This is a genomic window from Roseivivax isoporae LMG 25204 (assembly GCF_000521865.1).
Taxonomy (GTDB): domain Bacteria; phylum Pseudomonadota; class Alphaproteobacteria; order Rhodobacterales; family Rhodobacteraceae; genus Roseivivax; species Roseivivax isoporae.
Window position 1 is genome coordinate 1 of the sequence record NZ_JAME01000053.1, and the last position, 16,374, is coordinate 16,374.

The window sequence follows — 16,374 nt, forward strand, 5'->3', positions numbered from 1 at the left end:
GCTCTACATCACCGCCCGCAGCGCGGAAGAAGCGCAGGCCGCCCGCGACTACGCCGCGCCCCGCGTCGACGCGGTGCTGCCCATCCTGTCGGCCGAGGCCCCGGTCGCCGGGCGGGCGGGCGACATCGCGGGCTTCGTCGACCACCCGACCTACCGCGACAACTGGCCCCTGCTCGTCGCCGCCCCGGACGTCTGGGACCGCGTCGCCGCGGGCGAGGCCGTCCTCGTCAACGAACAGGTCTGGCGCCGCGCCGGGCTCTCGCTCGGCGACGCCGTCGACCTCGGCGCGGACTGGTCGCTGCCGCTCGCCGGCGTCTATTCCGATTACGGCAACCCCGAAGCGCAGGCGATGGTCGCGGCCGACACGCTCCGTGCCCGCTACCCCGACCTGCCCGGACTGCGTTTTGCCCTGCGGGTCGATCCGGATCGCGCGTCCGGGATCGCCGCCGGCCTGCGGGACGAGGCGGGCCTCGCCCCGCAATCCGTGGTCAACCAGGCCGAGGTCAAGGCGCTGTCGCTCGACGTGTTCGAACGCACCTTCCTCGTCACCGGCGCGCTCAACGCGCTCACGCTCGGGGTCGCGGGCTTTGCCATGCTGACCTCGCTCCTGACGCTGTCGAACCTGCGCCTGCCGCAGCTCGCGCCGCTCTGGGCGCTCGGCATGACGCCCGACCGCCTCGCCCGGCTCGAGGTGGCGCGCACGGCGATCCTTGCCGCGCTGACCTGGGTCGTGGCGCTGCCCGCGGGGCTCGCGCTCGCCTGGGTGCTGCTCGCCATCGTCAACGTCGCGGCCTTCGGCTGGCGGTTGCCCATGCTGCTCTTCCCGCTGAGCTGGCTCTGGCTCCTGCTCGCGGCCCTCGCCGCGGCACTGCTGGCCAGCCTCTGGCCGGTCCTGCGCCTCACGCGCCTGCCGCCCCAGCGGCTGCTGCGCGTCTTCTCGAACGCCACCTGACCCCGGAGTCCCCGCCATGATCCGTCCCACCCGCCGCCGCATGCTTGCCCTGGCCGCAGGTGCCGCCGCCCTGCCGGCGACGGCCCGCGCGCAGGGCTTCGCCGGCCTCGGGACCGAGGCGGGCGCCTTCGCCCTGCCCCAGCGCGGCACGCGCCTGCGCTTCCCCGAGGATCATTACCCGCATCCCGGATTCCGCATCGAATGGTGGTACCTGACCGCGAACCTGCGCGCCGCGGACGGCACGGCATGCGGCGTGCAATGGACGCTGTTCCGCTCCGCCCTGCGCCCGCGCGCGCGCGACGACGACGGCACCGCGCAGACCTGGATGGCGCATGCCGCGCTCACCACACCCGAACTGCACCGCTACGACGAGCGGCTCGCCCGCGGGGGCATCGGGCAGGCCGGGGTCGCGCGCCCCTTCGACGCCCATATCGACGACTGGTCCATGCGCTCGCGCGCCGAAGGCGGGGCGGACCTCTTGTCGGCGCTCGACCTCGCGGCGCGCGGATCCGACTTCGCCTACGCGCTCCGCCTCGATGCGGAGGGGCCGCTGGTCCTGCACGGCGATGCGGGCTACTCGGTCAAGTCGCCGGACGGACAGGCGAGCCACTACTACTCGCAACCCTTCTACCGCGTCTCGGGCACGCTCACCCTGCCCGGCCGCGCCTTCGAGGTCACGGGTCACGGCTGGCTCGACCGCGAATGGTCCTCGCAGCCGCTCGCCGAGGACCAGACCGGCTGGGACTGGTTCTCGCTATCCTTCGAAACCGGGGCCAAGCTCATGGGCTTCGGGCTCCGCGACCGTGACGGCGGCCATTTCACCTCGGCCACGTGGATCGAGCCCGACGGCACCACCCGCACCTACGGCGATGGCGCGCTGCGGCTCACCGCCCTCGACACGGCCGAGGTTGCGGGCCGCACGGTCCCCGTGACGTGGCGGGTCGAGTTGCCCGCCGAGGACCTGTCGGTCGAGACGCGGCCGGTGAACCCGGGCTCCTGGATGGGCACGCTCTTCTCGTACTGGGAAGGACCGGTGCTGGTCGGCGGCAGCCACGACGGCACGGGCTACCTCGAGATGACGGGCTACACCCCGGACGACTGAGGGCCGGACGCGTCCTGCGCCCGGCCCTCCTGACTGTACGGTGCCCCGGCCATACCGGAGCCATATCCCGGCCATACGGTTGCCGGCGTCACTCCGTCGCGGTCTCGCTGCCCTCGTCGGTGCTCTCGGTGGCCGACTCGCCGCTTGCGCGCATGGCATCGTCGACGGCGTTCATGAACGCGAGCTGCCGGTCGAGGAACACCGCCCGCGACACCGCAGGTTCGACCTCGGACAGGGCGTTGCAATAGATCGCCGTCATCGCGGCCAGCTTTTCCGAGTAGCCGGAGTCGACCGCGACGTTCAGTCCCGACACCGGCTGTTCCAGTTCCTCGGCGCTCACCGGGCGGTTCGCCAGGTCGCGGATCTGGTTTGCCACGCCCTCGGGGATGGACTGCACGTCGCCCACCGGGCAGCTCGTCGACAGCTCGGTCGCGCGCGCCACCGCGGTCGAGGGACGCAACCCTTCCACCAGTTCCGCCGTCGAGGCCTCGGGGCCGTTGTTGTCCCAGGACCGCCGGATGTAGTTGGTGACGTCCGAGATTTCCTGGTTGCTCAGCACCTCTGCGAAGGAGGGCATCGCGCCGTACGCCCCGCGCGGCTCGACACCGGCGAGCAACACGCGCACCACGTTGTGCGGGCGCCGCGCCGCAACGCCGCCATTGTCCGACAGCCGTGCGGCCTGCCCGTCGGCCCCCATGCCGTCCGAGCCGTGGCAGCTGACGCAGTTCGCCTCGTAGACCGCTTGTCCGGCGTCGAGCACGTCGTCCGGAATCTCGGCGAGGGTCGGCGCCTGCCCCGGATCGTCCTGTTCCGCGCGGTGCAGCACGTAGGCCGCGATGGCGTCCACGTCGTCCTCGCGCGCGTCGGCCAGGCTTTCGGTGACCTCGTACATCGGCCCGAAGGACGGCAGGTTCCCCGGCGCCTCGTTCCTCAGCCAAGCCACAAGCGTCTCGTGATCGAACTTCTCGAGCGAGGACCCGACGGTGCCGCTGATGTTCGGCGCGTACCAGCCATCGACCAGCGCACCCTGGAACATCTCTTCACCGATCGGCCCGCCGATCGAGTTGCGCGGCGTGTGGCAGGACGAACAATGGGCGACCCCCTCGACGAGGTAGGCCCCGCGGTTAAGGCGCTCGTCCAGCGCCGGGTCGGGCTCGAACCGGCCCTCCTGGAAGAACAGCGTCTGCCAGACCGCCACGCCCTGCCGGACGTTGAAGGGGAACGGCAGTTGGATGACCTCGACCTCGTTCTCCACGGCGTCACGGTTGCGGAAATAGGCGTAGAGGGCGTCGATGTCCTCGTCCGACATCTTGGTGTAGGAGTTGTAGGGCATCGCCGGGTAGAGCGGCTCGCCGTCCTTGTTCACGCCACGCCGCAGGGCGCCCTCGAATTCCTCCTTCGTCCACGTCCCGATCCCGGTCTCGGTCGCGGGCGTGATGTTGGGACTGACGAGTTCTCCGAACGGCGTGTTCAGCACGTAGCCGCCCACATATTCCGTGCCGTCCTGCGACCGGTGGCAATGGCCGCATCCCGCGATGTTCGAGAGGTACGCGCCGCGCTCCACCAGCTCCGCGCCCGATGGGGCCGTGTCCGACTGCTGGGCCATGGCGGCGACTGGCGTAAAGATGAGCACACCCGACGCGACGACGTCGCGCAGGCCAAGAAGCTGGACGCCTCGCATGGAAGTTCCTCCTGGCTGACGCCGGCTCAACGGCGGAATCCCGCTTCGGTTCCATGACAATTACGCCGCGCCGCCGCGCGCGCGTACCGCCGCCGTCAACCCGCGGTCCGGAAAAACCACAAAAAGCAATCGGGGGATCCGGTGCGAATGCGCCTCGTTAAGCCTCTGCCTCGGGGGTGCGCCCCGCGCCGCGCACGCGCTTTCCGGGGCCCACGCGACAGCCGGATAGGAGGGTGACCACCGTGACCTCGCCAGATGTTGAGAGCCTCGTACCCGTCCTCAGGCTGCATGCCCGCCGCATCGTGGCGGACCGGGACGAGGCCGACCGGCTGGTCGAGGCGGCCCTGCGCCGCGCGATCCGTCAGCCGCGCCGCTGCGCCTCCCAGTCCGAGATCGAGACATGGCTCCTTCAGCTCCTCCGCCACGACCCCCGGGGCGAGGCCGCGCGCCTCCTGCAGGTGCCGCTGCACTGAGGCCGGATGGTCTCGGCCAGAAACGCACGATCCGGATCGCACGATCCCGAGACCGGACCGCTGCGCCGGAACGCGTGCCATCCCGGGACGTTTGCGGTGTGAGGCGGCCGGGTGCCGCGGAAAAGGAGATCTCATGAGTGATGACAAGGTGCAGCTTCACATCGAGGATTCGGGCGGCTCGGGGCGCCCGGTCGTCCTGATCCACGGCTGGCCGCTTTCGGGCGCCGCGTGGGAAAAGCAGGTCCCGACGCTTCGCTCGGAGGGCTACCGCGTGATCACCTACGATCGCCGGGGCTTCGGCCGCTCGGAAAAACCCGCATCCGGTTTCGACTACGACACCCTGTCCGACGACCTGGCGAGCGTTCTCGACGACCTCGACCTCAGGGACGCGACGATCGTCGGCTTTTCCATGGGTGGCGGCGAGGTGGCGCGCTATCTCGGCCGCCACGGCGAGGCCCGCGTCAGGTCGGCCGTCTTCGCCGCGGCGGTGCCGCCCTACCTGATGAAGTCCGACGACAACCCGGACGGCCCGCTGACCGGGGACGTCGCCGCGGAAATGGAAGCAGGCCTGAAGACGGACCGCGACACCTTCTTCGACGGGTTCACCCGCGACTTCTTCTCCGCCGGTGGCGACCTCAAGGTCAGCGAGGAGGACCGCAGGAAGGCCATCGAGCTCTGCCACCAGTCCGACCAGGCCGCCGCGCTCGGCTGCATGGAAGCCTTCGGAACCACGGATTTCCGTGCGGACCTCGCGAAGATCACGGTGCCGGTGCTGGTGCTCCACGGCGACGCGGACGGGATCGTGCCACTCGAAGGCTCGGGCGCGCGCACCCACGAGGCCGTGGCGAACAGCACGCTCGAGACGCTTCCCGGTGCCCCGCACGGCTGCAACGTGAGCCACGCCGACGCCTTCAACCAGGCACTGCTGGCCTTCCTCAAGAAGTGAGCCGAGCCGCGCAGCCCGGCGCCCAGGGCTGCGCCCCTCCCCCGTCGGTCCGTGCCGACCGGCGGGTCAGGCGACGGTGTCGTCGCGGACCACGCGCACCGGCACGGCTTTCGATCCGGGCGTCTTCGACATCCGGTCGTGCAGGCTCAGCGGTACCAGCACGTTGCATTCGGGATAGTACGACCCGACCGTGCCCTCCGGGATGTCGAAGCGGATCACCTCGAGTCCGCCCAGGCGCCGATCCACCCCGTCGCCGGCATCGCTGACGAGCGCGACCCGGTCGCCGTGCGACAGCCCGCGTGCCGCCATGTCACCCACGTTCATCAGCACCACGTCGCGCGTGCCCTCGATGCCGCGGAACCGGTCGGAATACCCGTAGATCGTGGTGTTGAACTGGTCGTTCGACCGCATGGTCACGAGCCTCAGCCGGCCCTCGGCATCCTCGAACCCGAGCGCGTTCAGCCGGTCGGGCCGCGTGAACTCCGCGCGCCCGCTGTCGGTCTGCCAGATGCGGCGGCTGGCCGGGTTGTCGCGCCAAAACCCGCCGGGCGTGTTCATCCTGTCGTTGAAGCCGCGGAAATCGTCGGGATAGGTCGCCTCTATCAGGTCGCGCACGCGTCGGTAATCCGCGACCCACGCATCCCAGGTCACCTTCGGGTTCGGCGCGGTCGCGGCCTTGGCCAGCCCCGCGACGATGGCAAGCTCGGACCTGAGGTGCGGCGATGCAGGGGTACGCTTGCCGGTCGAGCCGTGGATCATCGAGAAGCTGTCCTCGACCGTGACCGTCTGGGGGCCGCGTGCCTGCACGTCGCGTTCGGACCGCGCGAGGCAGGGCAGGATCCACGCCTGCCGGCCGGGAAAGAGATGAGAGCGGTTGAGCTTGGTCGACACCATCACCGTCAGGTCCTGGCGCTGCCACGTCTCTTCGAGCCGCGCCGTCTCGGGCAGCGCGCGCAGGAGGTTGCCGCCGAGGCAGAGCGTGGCGCGGATGCGGCCCGCGATGATGCCCTGGGCCACGTCGACGATGTGGGTCCCGTCCCGGTGCGGCGGCTCGAACCCGAAGAGCGCGCGCAGCCGGTCCAAGGGCACCAGCTCCGCCTTCTCGGCGACGCCGACGGTGCGCTGACCCTGGACGTTGGAATGTCCCCGCACCGGGCAGCAGCCCGTGCCAAGACGCCCGATGTTGCCGCGCAGCAGCAGGAGGTTCACCAGCATGCCCACGTTCCAGGCGCCGTGCGCCTGCTGCGTCAGCCCCATGCCGTAGACCCCGATCACGCGCTCGGCCTCCATGTAGACGCGGGCCGCGTCGCGCAGCGCGACCTCTGTCAGACCGCATTCGGCGGTGATGGCGTGCCAGAACGTGCCGCGGGCGAAGGCGACGAACTCCTCGAACCCGGTCGTGTGCTCCTCGATGAAGGGCCAGTCGATGACGGCCGCGCGCCCGTCCGACCGCGCACCGTCGTCGGCCTCGATCACCGCCTTGCAGACCCCGAGGATCGCCGCGATGTCGCTTCCCGCCTTCAGCTGGTGGTACTGGTCCGAGATCACCGTCTCTTCGCCGGTCAGCATGGCGCGCGGGTTCTGCGGGTCCACGAAGGACACGAGCCCCTGCTCGCGCACCGGGTTGAAGGTGACGATCCCCGCACCTCGGTCCTTCGCCTCCTTAAGCGGATGCAGGAAACGGGGCGAGTTCGTGCCGGGGTTCTGCCCGAAGAAGAAATAGCAGTCGGTCGCGTCGAGATCCTCCCACACGACCGTGCCCACGGGCGAGCCGATCACCTTCTTCAGCCCGACGCTCGTGGTCTCGTGGCACATGTTCGACGATTGCGGCAGGTTGTTGGTGCCGTAGAGCCGCGCGAAGAGTGCCCAGAGGTAGGAGGCCTCGAGCCCCGCATGGCCGGCCGAGTAGAAGACGACGTCGTCGGGCGGCAGAGCCTTGAGCCCGGCGCCGATGGCGGCAAGGGCCGTATCCCAGTCCGTCTCGACATAGCGGTCGGTCTCGGGCTCGTAGCGCAGCGGATGGGTCAGCCGCCCCGTGCTCTCGAGCGCGTGGTCGCTCCAGCCGCGCAACCCGGTCACGGTATGATCGGTCCAGAAGTCCGGAGTGCAGCGCGCGGTCGTCGATTCCCAGATCGTCGCCTTTGCGCCGTTCTCGCAGAACTCGAAGGGCTTGTAGGTCGCGGGCTTCGGCCATGCGCAGGACGCGCACATGAAGCCCACGGGCTTGTTCTGGCGCAACAGGGTCTGGACGACACCGGGCGTGGGCCAGCTTTCGCCGAAGACCTCGCGGACCCCCCGGAGCGACCCCCAGCCGCCCGCGGGCCCGTGATCGGCCGGAAGGTCTTCGCGATCGGCCATCGGGGGTTCTCCTGCGCAGGGCATCTGGCGAGCGAACGCGCGGCCTCGGGAAATGGATGCAGCGGGGTCGAGAAATCGGCGGGGGCGGCCGCGTCGATAGAAAAAGCCGATCGTCTGACGGAACTGCATTATTGATGGTATGCCATGGCATGGCAACAATCCCGCCAGCCAAGGGAGACCAGCCATGACCGATATCGTGCCGCCGAGCGCGGAGGAGATGCGCGCGATCGTCGAGGCGCATCTCGGGCTCGAGGGGCCGCTTCTGCCCATCCTGCATGCCATGCAGGACACGTTCGGCTACGTTCCCGACGATGCCGTGGCGCTGATCGCCGAGGCGCTGAACCAGACGCAGGCGGAAATCCACGGCACGATCTCGTTCTATCACGATTTCCGCCGCGCGCCGGCCGGACGGCACGTGCTGAGGATCTGCCGTGCCGAGGCGTGCCAGTCCATGGGCGGCGCACGGCTCGCCGCCGACACGCTCGACCGGCTGGGCGTCGACTGGCACGGCACGACCGCGAACGGCGCGGTGACGGTGGAGCCGGTCTATTGCCTCGGGCTCTGCGCCTGTGCGCCGGCGGCGATGATCGACGGCCGCGTGGCGGGCCGTCTCGACAGCGCGGCGATGGGCGAACTGCTTCAGGAGGCCGGCGCATGAAAGTCTACGTCTCGCGCGACAGTGCCGCCAAGGCCGTGGGCGCCGACCGCGTCGCCGCGGCAATCCGCGCCGAGGCCGCGCGGCAGGGCCTCGAGATCGAGCTCGTCCGCACCGGCAGCCGCGGCATGGTCTGGCTCGAGCCGCTGGTCGAGATCGACCGCGGCGAGGGGCGCATGGCCTTTGGGCCCGTCGCGCCCGAAGACGCCGCGGCGCTCCTCGCGGGCACGCTCGAGGGCCATGGGCCGACCGGGGAGATCCCGTTCTTCGCCCGCCAGACGCGGCTGACATTCGCGCGCTGCGGCGTCATCGACCCGCTCGACCTCGAGGCCTACGCCGCGCATGGCGGTCTCGCCGGCCTGCGCCGCGCGCTCGGGATGTCGCCGGAGGCGATCGTCGAGGAGGTGAAGACCTCGGGCCTGCGCGGCCGCGGCGGTGCGGGTTTCCCGACGGGCATCAAGTGGGACACGGTGCGCAAGGCGGAGGCGGCGCAGAAATACATCGTCTGCAACGCCGACGAGGGCGACAGCGGCACCTTTGCCGACCGCATGATCATGGAGGGCGACCCCTTCACCCTGATCGAGGGCATGGTCATCGCGGGCCTCGGCGTGGGCGCGACGAAGGGCTACGTCTACCTGCGCTCGGAATATCCCGACGCCATCGAGGTCATGCGCGCGGCAGTCGATCTCGGCCGGCGCAAGGGCGTCCTCGGCGGCGACGTGCTGGGCTCGGGGCGGACCTTCGACATGGAGATCCGCGTGGGCGCCGGCGCCTATGTATGCGGCGAGGAGACCTCGCTTCTCAACTCGCTCGAGGGCAAGCGCGGCGTGGTCCGGGCGAAGCCGCCGCTGCCGGCGCTGCAGGGCTTCCTCGGCCGGCCCACGGTCGTGAACAACGTGATCTCGCTCGCCACGGTGCCCGTGATCTTCGAGAAGGGCGCGCAGCACTACGCCGATTTCGGCCTCGGCCGGTCGCGCGGCACCGTGACGCTGCAGATCGCCGGGAACGTTAAGCGCGGCGGCCTCTTCGAGACCGCCTTCGGCCTGCCGCTCGGCGAGATCGTCGAGGACATCGGCGGCGGCACCGCTTCCGGCCGGCCGATCAAGGCGGTGCAGATCGGCGGGCCGCTCGGGGCCTACTTCCCGCCGTCGAAGTTCGACACACCCTTCGGCTACGAGGAGTTCGACGGACGCGGCGGCCTTGTCGGCCACGCGGGCATCACGGTCTTCGACGATGCCACCGACATGCTGGCCATGGCGCGCTTTGCCATGGAGTTCTGCGCCGTCGAGAGCTGCGGCAAGTGCACGCCCTGCCGGATCGGCGCGGTCCGCGGGGTCGAAACCATCGACCGCATCGCCGCGGGCGACCCGGACGCGATGCCGCTCCTGGCGGAGCTCTGCGACACCATGACGGACGGCTCGCTCTGCGCGCTGGGCGGTCTCACGCCCTACCCGGTGATGAGCGCCGTCCGCGACTTTCCCGACGACTTCGCGCGCCACAAGGAGGCTGCGGAATGAAGGACTTCATCATCCCCTCGGACGACCGCGACATGGGCACGCCCGCGAAAACGGGCGCGCCGGTGACGCTGACGGTCGACGGGTTCCAGGTCACCGTGCCCGAGGGCACGTCGGTGATGCGAGCCGCCGCCGAGATCGGCATCGAAGTGCCGAAGCTCTGCGCGTCGGACAATCTCGAGGCGTTCGGTTCCTGCCGGCTCTGCGTGGTCGAAATCGAGGGGCGGCGCGGCACGCCCGCGTCCTGCACCACGCCCGTGGCCGAGGGCATGGTCGTGAACACCCAGACCCCGCGCGTCAAGAAGGTGCGCAAGGGGGTGATGGAACTCTACATCTCCGACCACCCGCTCGACTGCCTGACCTGCTCGGCGAACGGCGATTGCGAGCTGCAGGACATGGCGGGCGCGGTCGGCCTGCGCGACATGCGCTACACCAGCGGGCGCAACCACTACGACGCCTCGGGCGCGGGCACGCTGGCGCAGGGCGACATGCGGGCGCGGGCGGCGGGCACCGATCTCGGCAATCCCGACTACATCCCGAAGGACGATTCCAACCCCTATTTCAGCTACGATCCGTCGAAATGCATCGTCTGCAACCGCTGCGTCCGCGCCTGCGAGGAGGTGCAGGGCACCTTCGCGCTGACCATCGAGGGGCGCGGCTTCGACTCCCGCGTCAAGGCGGGCAATGCCGGTGACGACTTCCTGACCTCCGACTGCGTGAGCTGCGGCGCCTGCGTGCAGGCCTGCCCGACCGCCACGCTGCAGGAGAAGTCGGTGGTCGAGATGGGCACGCCCGACCGGTCGGTGGTGACCACCTGCGCCTATTGCGGCGTCGGCTGCTCGTTCAAGGCCGAGATGAAGGGCAACGAGCTCGTCCGCATGGTTCCCTACAAGCACGGCAAGGCGAACCGCGGCCATTCCTGCGTGAAGGGACGCTTCGCCTACGGCTACGCCCACCATCCCGACCGCATCCTGTCGCCGATGATCCGCGACCGGATCGACGAGCCGTGGCGCGAGGTCAGCTGGGAGGAGGCGCTGAACTTTGCGGCGCAACGGCTGAAGCGCCTGCAGGCCACCTACGGGCGCCGCTCCATCGGCGTCATCACCTCGAGCCGCTGCACCAACGAGGAGACCTACCTCGTGCAGAAGCTCGCCCGCGGCGTCTTCCTCAACAACAACACCGATACCTGCGCGCGGGTCTGCCATTCGCCCACGGGCTACGGTCTCGGCCAGACCTACGGGACATCGGCGGGCACGCAGGACTTCGACAGTGTCGAGAAGACCGACGTGGTCATGGTCATCGGCGCGAACCCCACCGACGGCCACCCGGTCTTTGCCTCGCGGCTCAAGAAGCGGCTGCGCCAGGGCGCGAAGCTCATCGTCGTCGACCCGCGCCGGATCGACCTCGTGCGCTCGGCCCATGTGGAGGCCGCGCACCACCTGCCGCTCCGGCCCGGCACCAACGTCGCCGTTGTGACCGCGATGGCGCACGTGATCGTCACCGAGGGGCTGACCGACGACGCCTTCATCCGCGCGCGCTGCGACACCGAGAGCTTCGCCGACTACATGGAATTCGTCAGCGACCCGCGCCATTCCCCCGAGGCGGTCGAGACCCTGACCGGCGTGCCGGCCGCGGAGCTGCGCGCGGCCGCGCGGCTCTATGCCAAGGGCGGGAACGCGTCGATCTATTATGGGCTCGGCGTGACCGAGCACAGCCAGGGGTCGACGACCGTCATCGGCATCGCGAACCTCGCCATGCTGACCGGCAATATCGGGCGCGAGGGCGTGGGCGTGAACCCGCTGCGCGGCCAGAACAACGTGCAGGGCTCCTGCGACATGGGCTCGTTCCCGCACGAGCTGCCGGGCTACCGGCACGTGAAGCACGCCGACGCGCGCAAGATCTACGAGGACCTCTGGGGCGTCGAGATCGACCCCGAGCCGGGCCTGCGGATCCCCAACATGCTCGACGCGGCCGTCGACGGCACGTTCAAGGGGCTCTACTGCCAGGGCGAGGACATCCTGCAATCCGATCCCGACACGAAACACGTGGCGGCGGGCCTCGCGGCCATGGAATGCGTGATCGTGCACGACCTCTTCCTCAACGAGACGGCGAACTACGCGCACGTCTTCCTGCCGGGGTCGAGCTTCCTCGAGAAGGACGGCACGTTCACCAACGCCGAGCGGCGCATCAACCGCGTCCGCCGCGTCATGGCGCCGCGGGCGACCTATGCCGACTGGGAGGTGACGCAGCTCCTCGCGCAGGCCATGGGCGCGACCTGGACCTACACCCACCCGTCGCAGATCATGGCCGAGATCGCGGCGACCACGCCGTCCTTCGCGGGCGTCGACTACGCGCTCCTCGACGAGCTGGGCTCCGTCCAGTGGCCGTGCAACGAGGCCGCGCCCGAGGGCACGCCGCTCATGCACGTGGAGGGCTTCAAGCGCGGCAAGGGGCGCTTCATCGTCACCGAATATGTGGCGACCGACGAACGGACGGGGCCGCGCTTCCCGCTCCTGCTCACGACGGGGCGGATCCTGTCGCAGTACAACGTGGGCGCCCAGACGCGCCGCACGGCGAACACCGCCTGGCACCCCGAGGACCTGCTCGAGATCCATCCCCACGACGCCGAGACCCGCGGCATCAAGGAGGGCGACTGGGTGCGGCTGTCGAGCCGTTCGGGCGAGACGACGCTGCGCGCGGCGCTGACCGACCGCATGAGCCCGGGCGTGGTCTACACCACGTTCCACCACCCCGACACGCAGGCCAACGTCATCACCACCGACTACTCGGACTGGGCGACGAACTGCCCGGAATACAAGGTGACCGCGGTGCAGATCAGCCCGTCGAACGGGCCGACCGACTGGCAGGAGGACTATGCCGCCCAGGCCGCGCAGGCCCGGCGCATCCTGCCCGCGGCGGAATAAAGGTGGCCCGGCGCGCCGCCCTCGCCGCGGCCGGCCGCGCCGTCCATGCGGGCGGCGCCGCCGGCGTGTCGCGCGCGCTGCCCGAGGAGACGGCGGTCGCCGTCGTCTGCGACGGCACCACGCAGGCGGTGATGATGGCGACGCCTGCGGACATCGACGACTTCGCCCGCGGCTTCGCGTTGACGGAAGGCTTCATCGCCCGTCCGTCCGACCTGCGCGACATCGAGGTCGTCGAGCACGGCAGCGGCATCGAGGCGCGGCTCTGGCTTTCGGACGCGCAGGCCGAGGCGCTGGCCGCCCGGCGCCGGCGCATGGCGGGCCCGGTGGGCTGCGGGCTCTGCGGAATCGACAGCCTCGCCGAGGCGGACCGCCCCCTGCCCCGGGTGCCGGATACCGGCCTGCGGCTCGACGGGGCCGAGGTCGGGCGGGCGACGAACCTCCTGCGCGCGCACCAGCCGCTGCACGACCAGACCCGAGCGACCCACGCCGCGGGGTTCCTCGTGCCCGGACAGGGCATCGTCGCAGCCCGCGAGGACGTGGGCCGGCACAACGCGCTCGACAAGCTCGTGGGCGCACTCCACCGGCAGGGGGTCGATCCCGGCAGCGGCGCCGCGGTCATGACCAGCCGCATCTCGATCGAGCTCGTGCAGAAATGCGCCATGGCCGGCGTGCCGGTGCTGATCGCCGTGTCCGCGCCCACCGCCGCGGCCCTGCGCGCGGCCGAGGCCGCGGGCATCACGCTGGTTGCCTTCGCGCGGGGCGACGGCTTCGACGTCTACGCCCATCCCTACCGCATCCGCACCGGAGAGCCCCATGTCGCCTGACAAGATGACCCACATGGCCAACCAGATCGCGGCCTTCTTCAAGACCCAGCCCCATGTCGACGCCGCCGCCGAGATCGCCGCGCACATCAACGACTTCTGGGAACCGCGGATGCGCGCGCAGCTCTTCGACCACGTCCGGGCGGGCGGCGCGGGGCTCGATCCGTTCGTGATCGAGGCGGTCGAGAAGGACCTCGTCGCACCCGCCTGAGGACGCCGCGGCGCGCCGTGCGCGTCTCTCCGCCGGGGCGGCGGAAAATTTGTCGATCACCGTGCCGGATCGCTTGCCGGCCTCCGCGCGCCACCCCATGTGCAGCGCGGGCGTCGGTCGAGCCGCGCGGTCGCGGCTCCGCCCAGGAGGTCTGTGAGAGCTCAGGCGCTCTCGGTCGCCTTTCCATGAATACCCGGCTTCTCGCGGCGCTCGTGCCGCCCGGCAGCGTCGTGCCGTTCACACGGTGGCGCCGCCTCGCCTTCGCGATATCGCTCACGCTGGTGGCCGCGACGGTCCTGCTTCTCGCCTTCCGGGGCCTCTCGCTCGGGCTCGACTTCACCGGCGGCGTCGCGCTCGAGGCGCGCAGCGCCCTGCCCTTCGACGTTTCCGCGATCCGCGCGGCGCTTGCGGCCGCAGGCCACGCGGACGCGGTGATCCAGCTCGCCGATGCCGGGCGGTCCGTCCTCATCCGGCTGCAGGACACGACCGGCCACGGCGCCGACGCCGTGCGCGCGGCGCTCGGACCCGCGGCCCAGATCGTGAGCGAGGAGAATGTCGGCCCCAAGGTGTCCCTCGAATTGCTGCGCTCGGGCCTGACCTCGTGCCTGCTCGCGGTCGGGGCGATTGCCGTCTATGTCTGGCTGCGGTTCGAGGCGCGCTTCGGGCTGAGCGCGTTCCTGACGACGTTTCACGACGTCGTCATGATGATCGGCTTCTTCGCCCTGACCGGCCTGACCTTCGACCTGACGAGCGTAGCCGCGCTCCTGCTGGTCGCCGGCTATTCCATAAACGACACGGTGATCGTGTTCGACCGCGTGCGCGAGGATCTGGGACGCAATCGCGCCGCTCCCCTGCCCTCGGTCATCGACCGCGCCATCACCGACACGCTGCGCCGCACGCTCATGACCTCGGGCACGACGCTTGCCACCTCGGTCGCGCTCATGCTCTTCGGCGGGCCGGTCCTCTTCGGCTTCGCGGCGGCGACGACGTTCGGCATCGCGCTCGGAACGCTTTCGAGCATCTTCGTCGCGGCGCCCCTGCTCCTTGCCCTGCCCGGCCCGATCCTGGCCGAGCCGCCGCAGACGCCCCGCGCGGAGACAGGCGCGTGAGCGTCGCCGCGTCCCACGCCCCGGCCGAAGCCGTCGAGACGCGTTTCTCCGACGTGCTGCGGTCACTTGCGGCCGGGCAGGACGGCGAGCGCATCTCGGCGGGCGAACTGGTCGAGGGGTTCGGGCGGCGCGGGCACGGCGCCCTGCTCATCATCTTCGGGGCGCCGAACGTGCTGCCGCTGCCGATCCCCGGCCTTTCTCTCCTGGCGGGCCTGCCGCTGCTCATCCTGACCGCCCAGATCGTCGCCGGTCGCGAGACGCCGTGGGTGCCTGCCTGGCTCGGGCGCCGGACGATCGCGCTCGCGGACTTCCGGCGCGCGGCCGACGCCATCGCCGCGCGGCTGGAGCGGGTGGAACGCCTGGTCCGGCCGCGCTGGCCCGGCCTGACCGCAGGCCCGGCGCGCCGCCTGCTCGGCCTCTTCGGCGTCCTCCTGGCGGCGACGCTGTTCCTGCCCCTGCCGCTCGGCAACGCCCTGCCGGGGCTCGCGCTGGCGCTGCTGGGTTTCGCGCTCATGGAACGGGACGCAGCCCTGGCGGGGGCGGCCATCGTCGTGGGGATCGCGGGGCTCGCCGTCATGTCGGCCGCAAGTGCGGCCATCGTCGGGGCCATCTTCCTGCTGGTGACCGAACTCCTGTCGTGACGGCCGCGTGTGACCCGGATCAGGGCTCCTCGTCCGCGTCCCGGACGCCGTCCGGGCGCCCGTCCGCCTCGGGAAATGCGGATTTCAGCGCATCGACGCCGCGCTGCGGACGCGCATCCCGGGCAAGGTCGCGGCGTCGCGCGCGCTTGCCCATCTCGTCGATGCCCATGCTCGTGTTCACTTCCTCCTTCAGGCGGGGATCGACCTCGCCGTCGCGGTTGAAGGACCACATGAGCTGCGCGTCGCCATAGGGGAGCGGGTCGCCGGGCCGACCGTGGCCGTCGGCCCGGCCCGTATGCCATGTGTGCCAGGTCTTGCCGTAGCTGTTCACCAGCAGCGCGACGAGGGCATGCTCGGCGCTTTCGGGCAGGCCCGGCGCGCTCAGCTGGCCCGACAGCACCTCGTAATTGTGCGGGTGCCAGTACGCCTTTTCCGCCTCCGGCAGCCCGTCGAAGAGCGCGCCCGAGATGATGTACTCGATCCCGATGAGGTTCGCATCGCGCGTGTTCCCGTCGAAGATCACGCAGTGCAGGACCTCGGAGTTCACCTGCCTGCAATAATGGTGCGCCTCCATGTGCATGTGGGGCGCGTGCCGCGCGCAGTGGAATCCGACCACGTAGATGTCGAAATCCGCGAGCGGCGCGGTGTCCTGAAACGCCCGGGATCCCGTCTCGAGCGTCGTGCGCCAGAGAGTCTTTCGGTCTCCGGGCGAGTGGACCTTGGGGCCTCGCATCCTGGTCATCGCATCCCCTTTCGCGTGGAGGGTGTCTGGCCTCCGCGAAAGGTTCGGACCGCGGGGCCGACCCTCCGAACCGGCGGCGCGCACGGATGTTCCAGCGCGCCGCCCCCCGGGACATGGCCGGCCCGGCGTCCCTAGCGTGCGGGCTCCTCGGTCACGGCGACCGCCTGCCCGTCACCGTCCCCGCCCGATGTCTTCCAGATCGAGAAGCCGATGCCCGCGCCTAGGATCGCGAAGGTGATGCCGAG

Annotated in this window: 14 protein-coding genes; 11 read left to right on the forward strand and 3 right to left on the reverse strand. The window is 70.6% G+C overall.

Features of this window, described 5'->3' with window-relative positions:
- Together RISW2_RS21060 and RISW2_RS21065 are read left to right on the forward strand one after the other, a co-directional pair.
- The coding region (locus RISW2_RS21060) for an FtsX-like permease family protein (RefSeq protein WP_043774766.1) at positions 1 to 952 on the forward strand (952 nt) is incomplete at its 5' end.
- 16 nt (positions 953 to 968) lie between these two features.
- Positions 969 to 2,054: a lipocalin-like domain-containing protein gene (locus tag RISW2_RS21065; protein ID WP_244437704.1), complete on the forward strand. Its 1,086-nt coding sequence runs from the start codon at positions 969 to 971 to the stop codon at positions 2,052 to 2,054.
- An 88-nt stretch (positions 2,055 to 2,142) separates the two neighbouring features.
- Here the strand turns inward: RISW2_RS21065 and RISW2_RS21070 are convergent, their stop codons facing one another.
- Complete coding sequence (locus tag RISW2_RS21070; RefSeq protein WP_051492241.1) at positions 2,143 to 3,735, reverse strand: cytochrome c; 1,593 nt, start codon at positions 3,733 to 3,735, stop codon at positions 2,143 to 2,145.
- 233 nt (positions 3,736 to 3,968) lie between these two features.
- Here RISW2_RS21070 and RISW2_RS21075 point away from each other — a divergent pair, with 233 nt between their 5' ends.
- Together RISW2_RS21075 and RISW2_RS21080 are read left to right on the forward strand one after the other, a co-directional pair.
- Positions 3,969 to 4,208, forward strand: a complete 240-nt coding sequence (locus RISW2_RS21075; RefSeq protein WP_043774768.1) for a sigma factor — start codon at positions 3,969 to 3,971, stop codon at positions 4,206 to 4,208.
- Positions 4,209 to 4,341: 133 nt separating this feature from the next.
- Complete coding sequence (locus RISW2_RS21080) at positions 4,342 to 5,154, forward strand: alpha/beta fold hydrolase (protein WP_043774769.1); 813 nt, start codon at positions 4,342 to 4,344, stop codon at positions 5,152 to 5,154.
- 66 nt (positions 5,155 to 5,220) lie between these two features.
- On the opposite strand, the gene RISW2_RS21085 is transcribed toward RISW2_RS21080, so the two are convergent.
- Complete coding sequence (locus RISW2_RS21085; protein WP_043774771.1) at positions 5,221 to 7,512, reverse strand: FdhF/YdeP family oxidoreductase; 2,292 nt, start codon at positions 7,510 to 7,512, stop codon at positions 5,221 to 5,223.
- A 184-nt stretch (positions 7,513 to 7,696) separates the two neighbouring features.
- On the opposite strand from RISW2_RS21085, the gene RISW2_RS21090 reads away from it, so the two are divergent.
- From RISW2_RS21090 to RISW2_RS21120, 7 genes are all read left to right on the forward strand, one after another.
- A complete protein-coding gene (locus RISW2_RS21090; RefSeq protein ID WP_051492242.1) occupies positions 7,697 to 8,170 on the forward strand; it encodes a formate dehydrogenase subunit gamma in 474 nt (157 codons plus the stop codon).
- Positions 8,167 to 9,684, forward strand: a complete 1,518-nt coding sequence (locus RISW2_RS21095) for a formate dehydrogenase beta subunit (RefSeq protein ID WP_043774772.1) — start codon at positions 8,167 to 8,169, stop codon at positions 9,682 to 9,684. The genes RISW2_RS21090 and RISW2_RS21095 overlap by 4 nt, the downstream gene beginning before the upstream one ends.
- Positions 9,681 to 12,605 (forward strand): formate dehydrogenase subunit alpha, encoded by a 2,925-nt coding sequence (gene fdhF, locus RISW2_RS21100; protein ID WP_043774774.1) that lies wholly within the window; start codon positions 9,681 to 9,683, stop codon positions 12,603 to 12,605. The genes RISW2_RS21095 and fdhF overlap by 4 nt, the downstream gene beginning before the upstream one ends.
- A gap of 2 nt (positions 12,606 to 12,607) precedes the next feature.
- Positions 12,608 to 13,429, forward strand: coding sequence for a formate dehydrogenase accessory sulfurtransferase FdhD (fdhD, locus tag RISW2_RS25535; protein ID WP_043774776.1), 822 nt, complete (start codon positions 12,608 to 12,610; stop codon positions 13,427 to 13,429).
- A complete protein-coding gene (locus RISW2_RS21110) occupies positions 13,419 to 13,637 on the forward strand; it encodes a formate dehydrogenase subunit delta (RefSeq protein ID WP_043774778.1) in 219 nt (72 codons plus the stop codon). The genes fdhD and RISW2_RS21110 overlap by 11 nt, the downstream gene beginning before the upstream one ends.
- 185 nt (positions 13,638 to 13,822) lie before the next feature.
- The gene (secF, locus tag RISW2_RS21115) at positions 13,823 to 14,746 is read left to right on the forward strand and encodes a protein translocase subunit SecF (protein ID WP_043774780.1); all 924 of its coding nucleotides are present in this window, start codon (positions 13,823 to 13,825) and stop codon (positions 14,744 to 14,746) included.
- Complete coding sequence (locus RISW2_RS21120) at positions 14,743 to 15,387, forward strand: exopolysaccharide biosynthesis protein (protein ID WP_051492243.1); 645 nt, start codon at positions 14,743 to 14,745, stop codon at positions 15,385 to 15,387. The genes secF and RISW2_RS21120 overlap by 4 nt, the downstream gene beginning before the upstream one ends.
- 19 nt (positions 15,388 to 15,406) lie before the next feature.
- On the opposite strand, the gene RISW2_RS21125 is transcribed toward RISW2_RS21120, so the two are convergent.
- Entirely contained in the window at positions 15,407 to 16,129 is a 723-nt protein-coding gene (locus tag RISW2_RS21125; protein WP_051492244.1) for an OBAP family protein, read from the reverse strand.
- Positions 16,130 to 16,374: the final 245 nt, after the last annotated feature.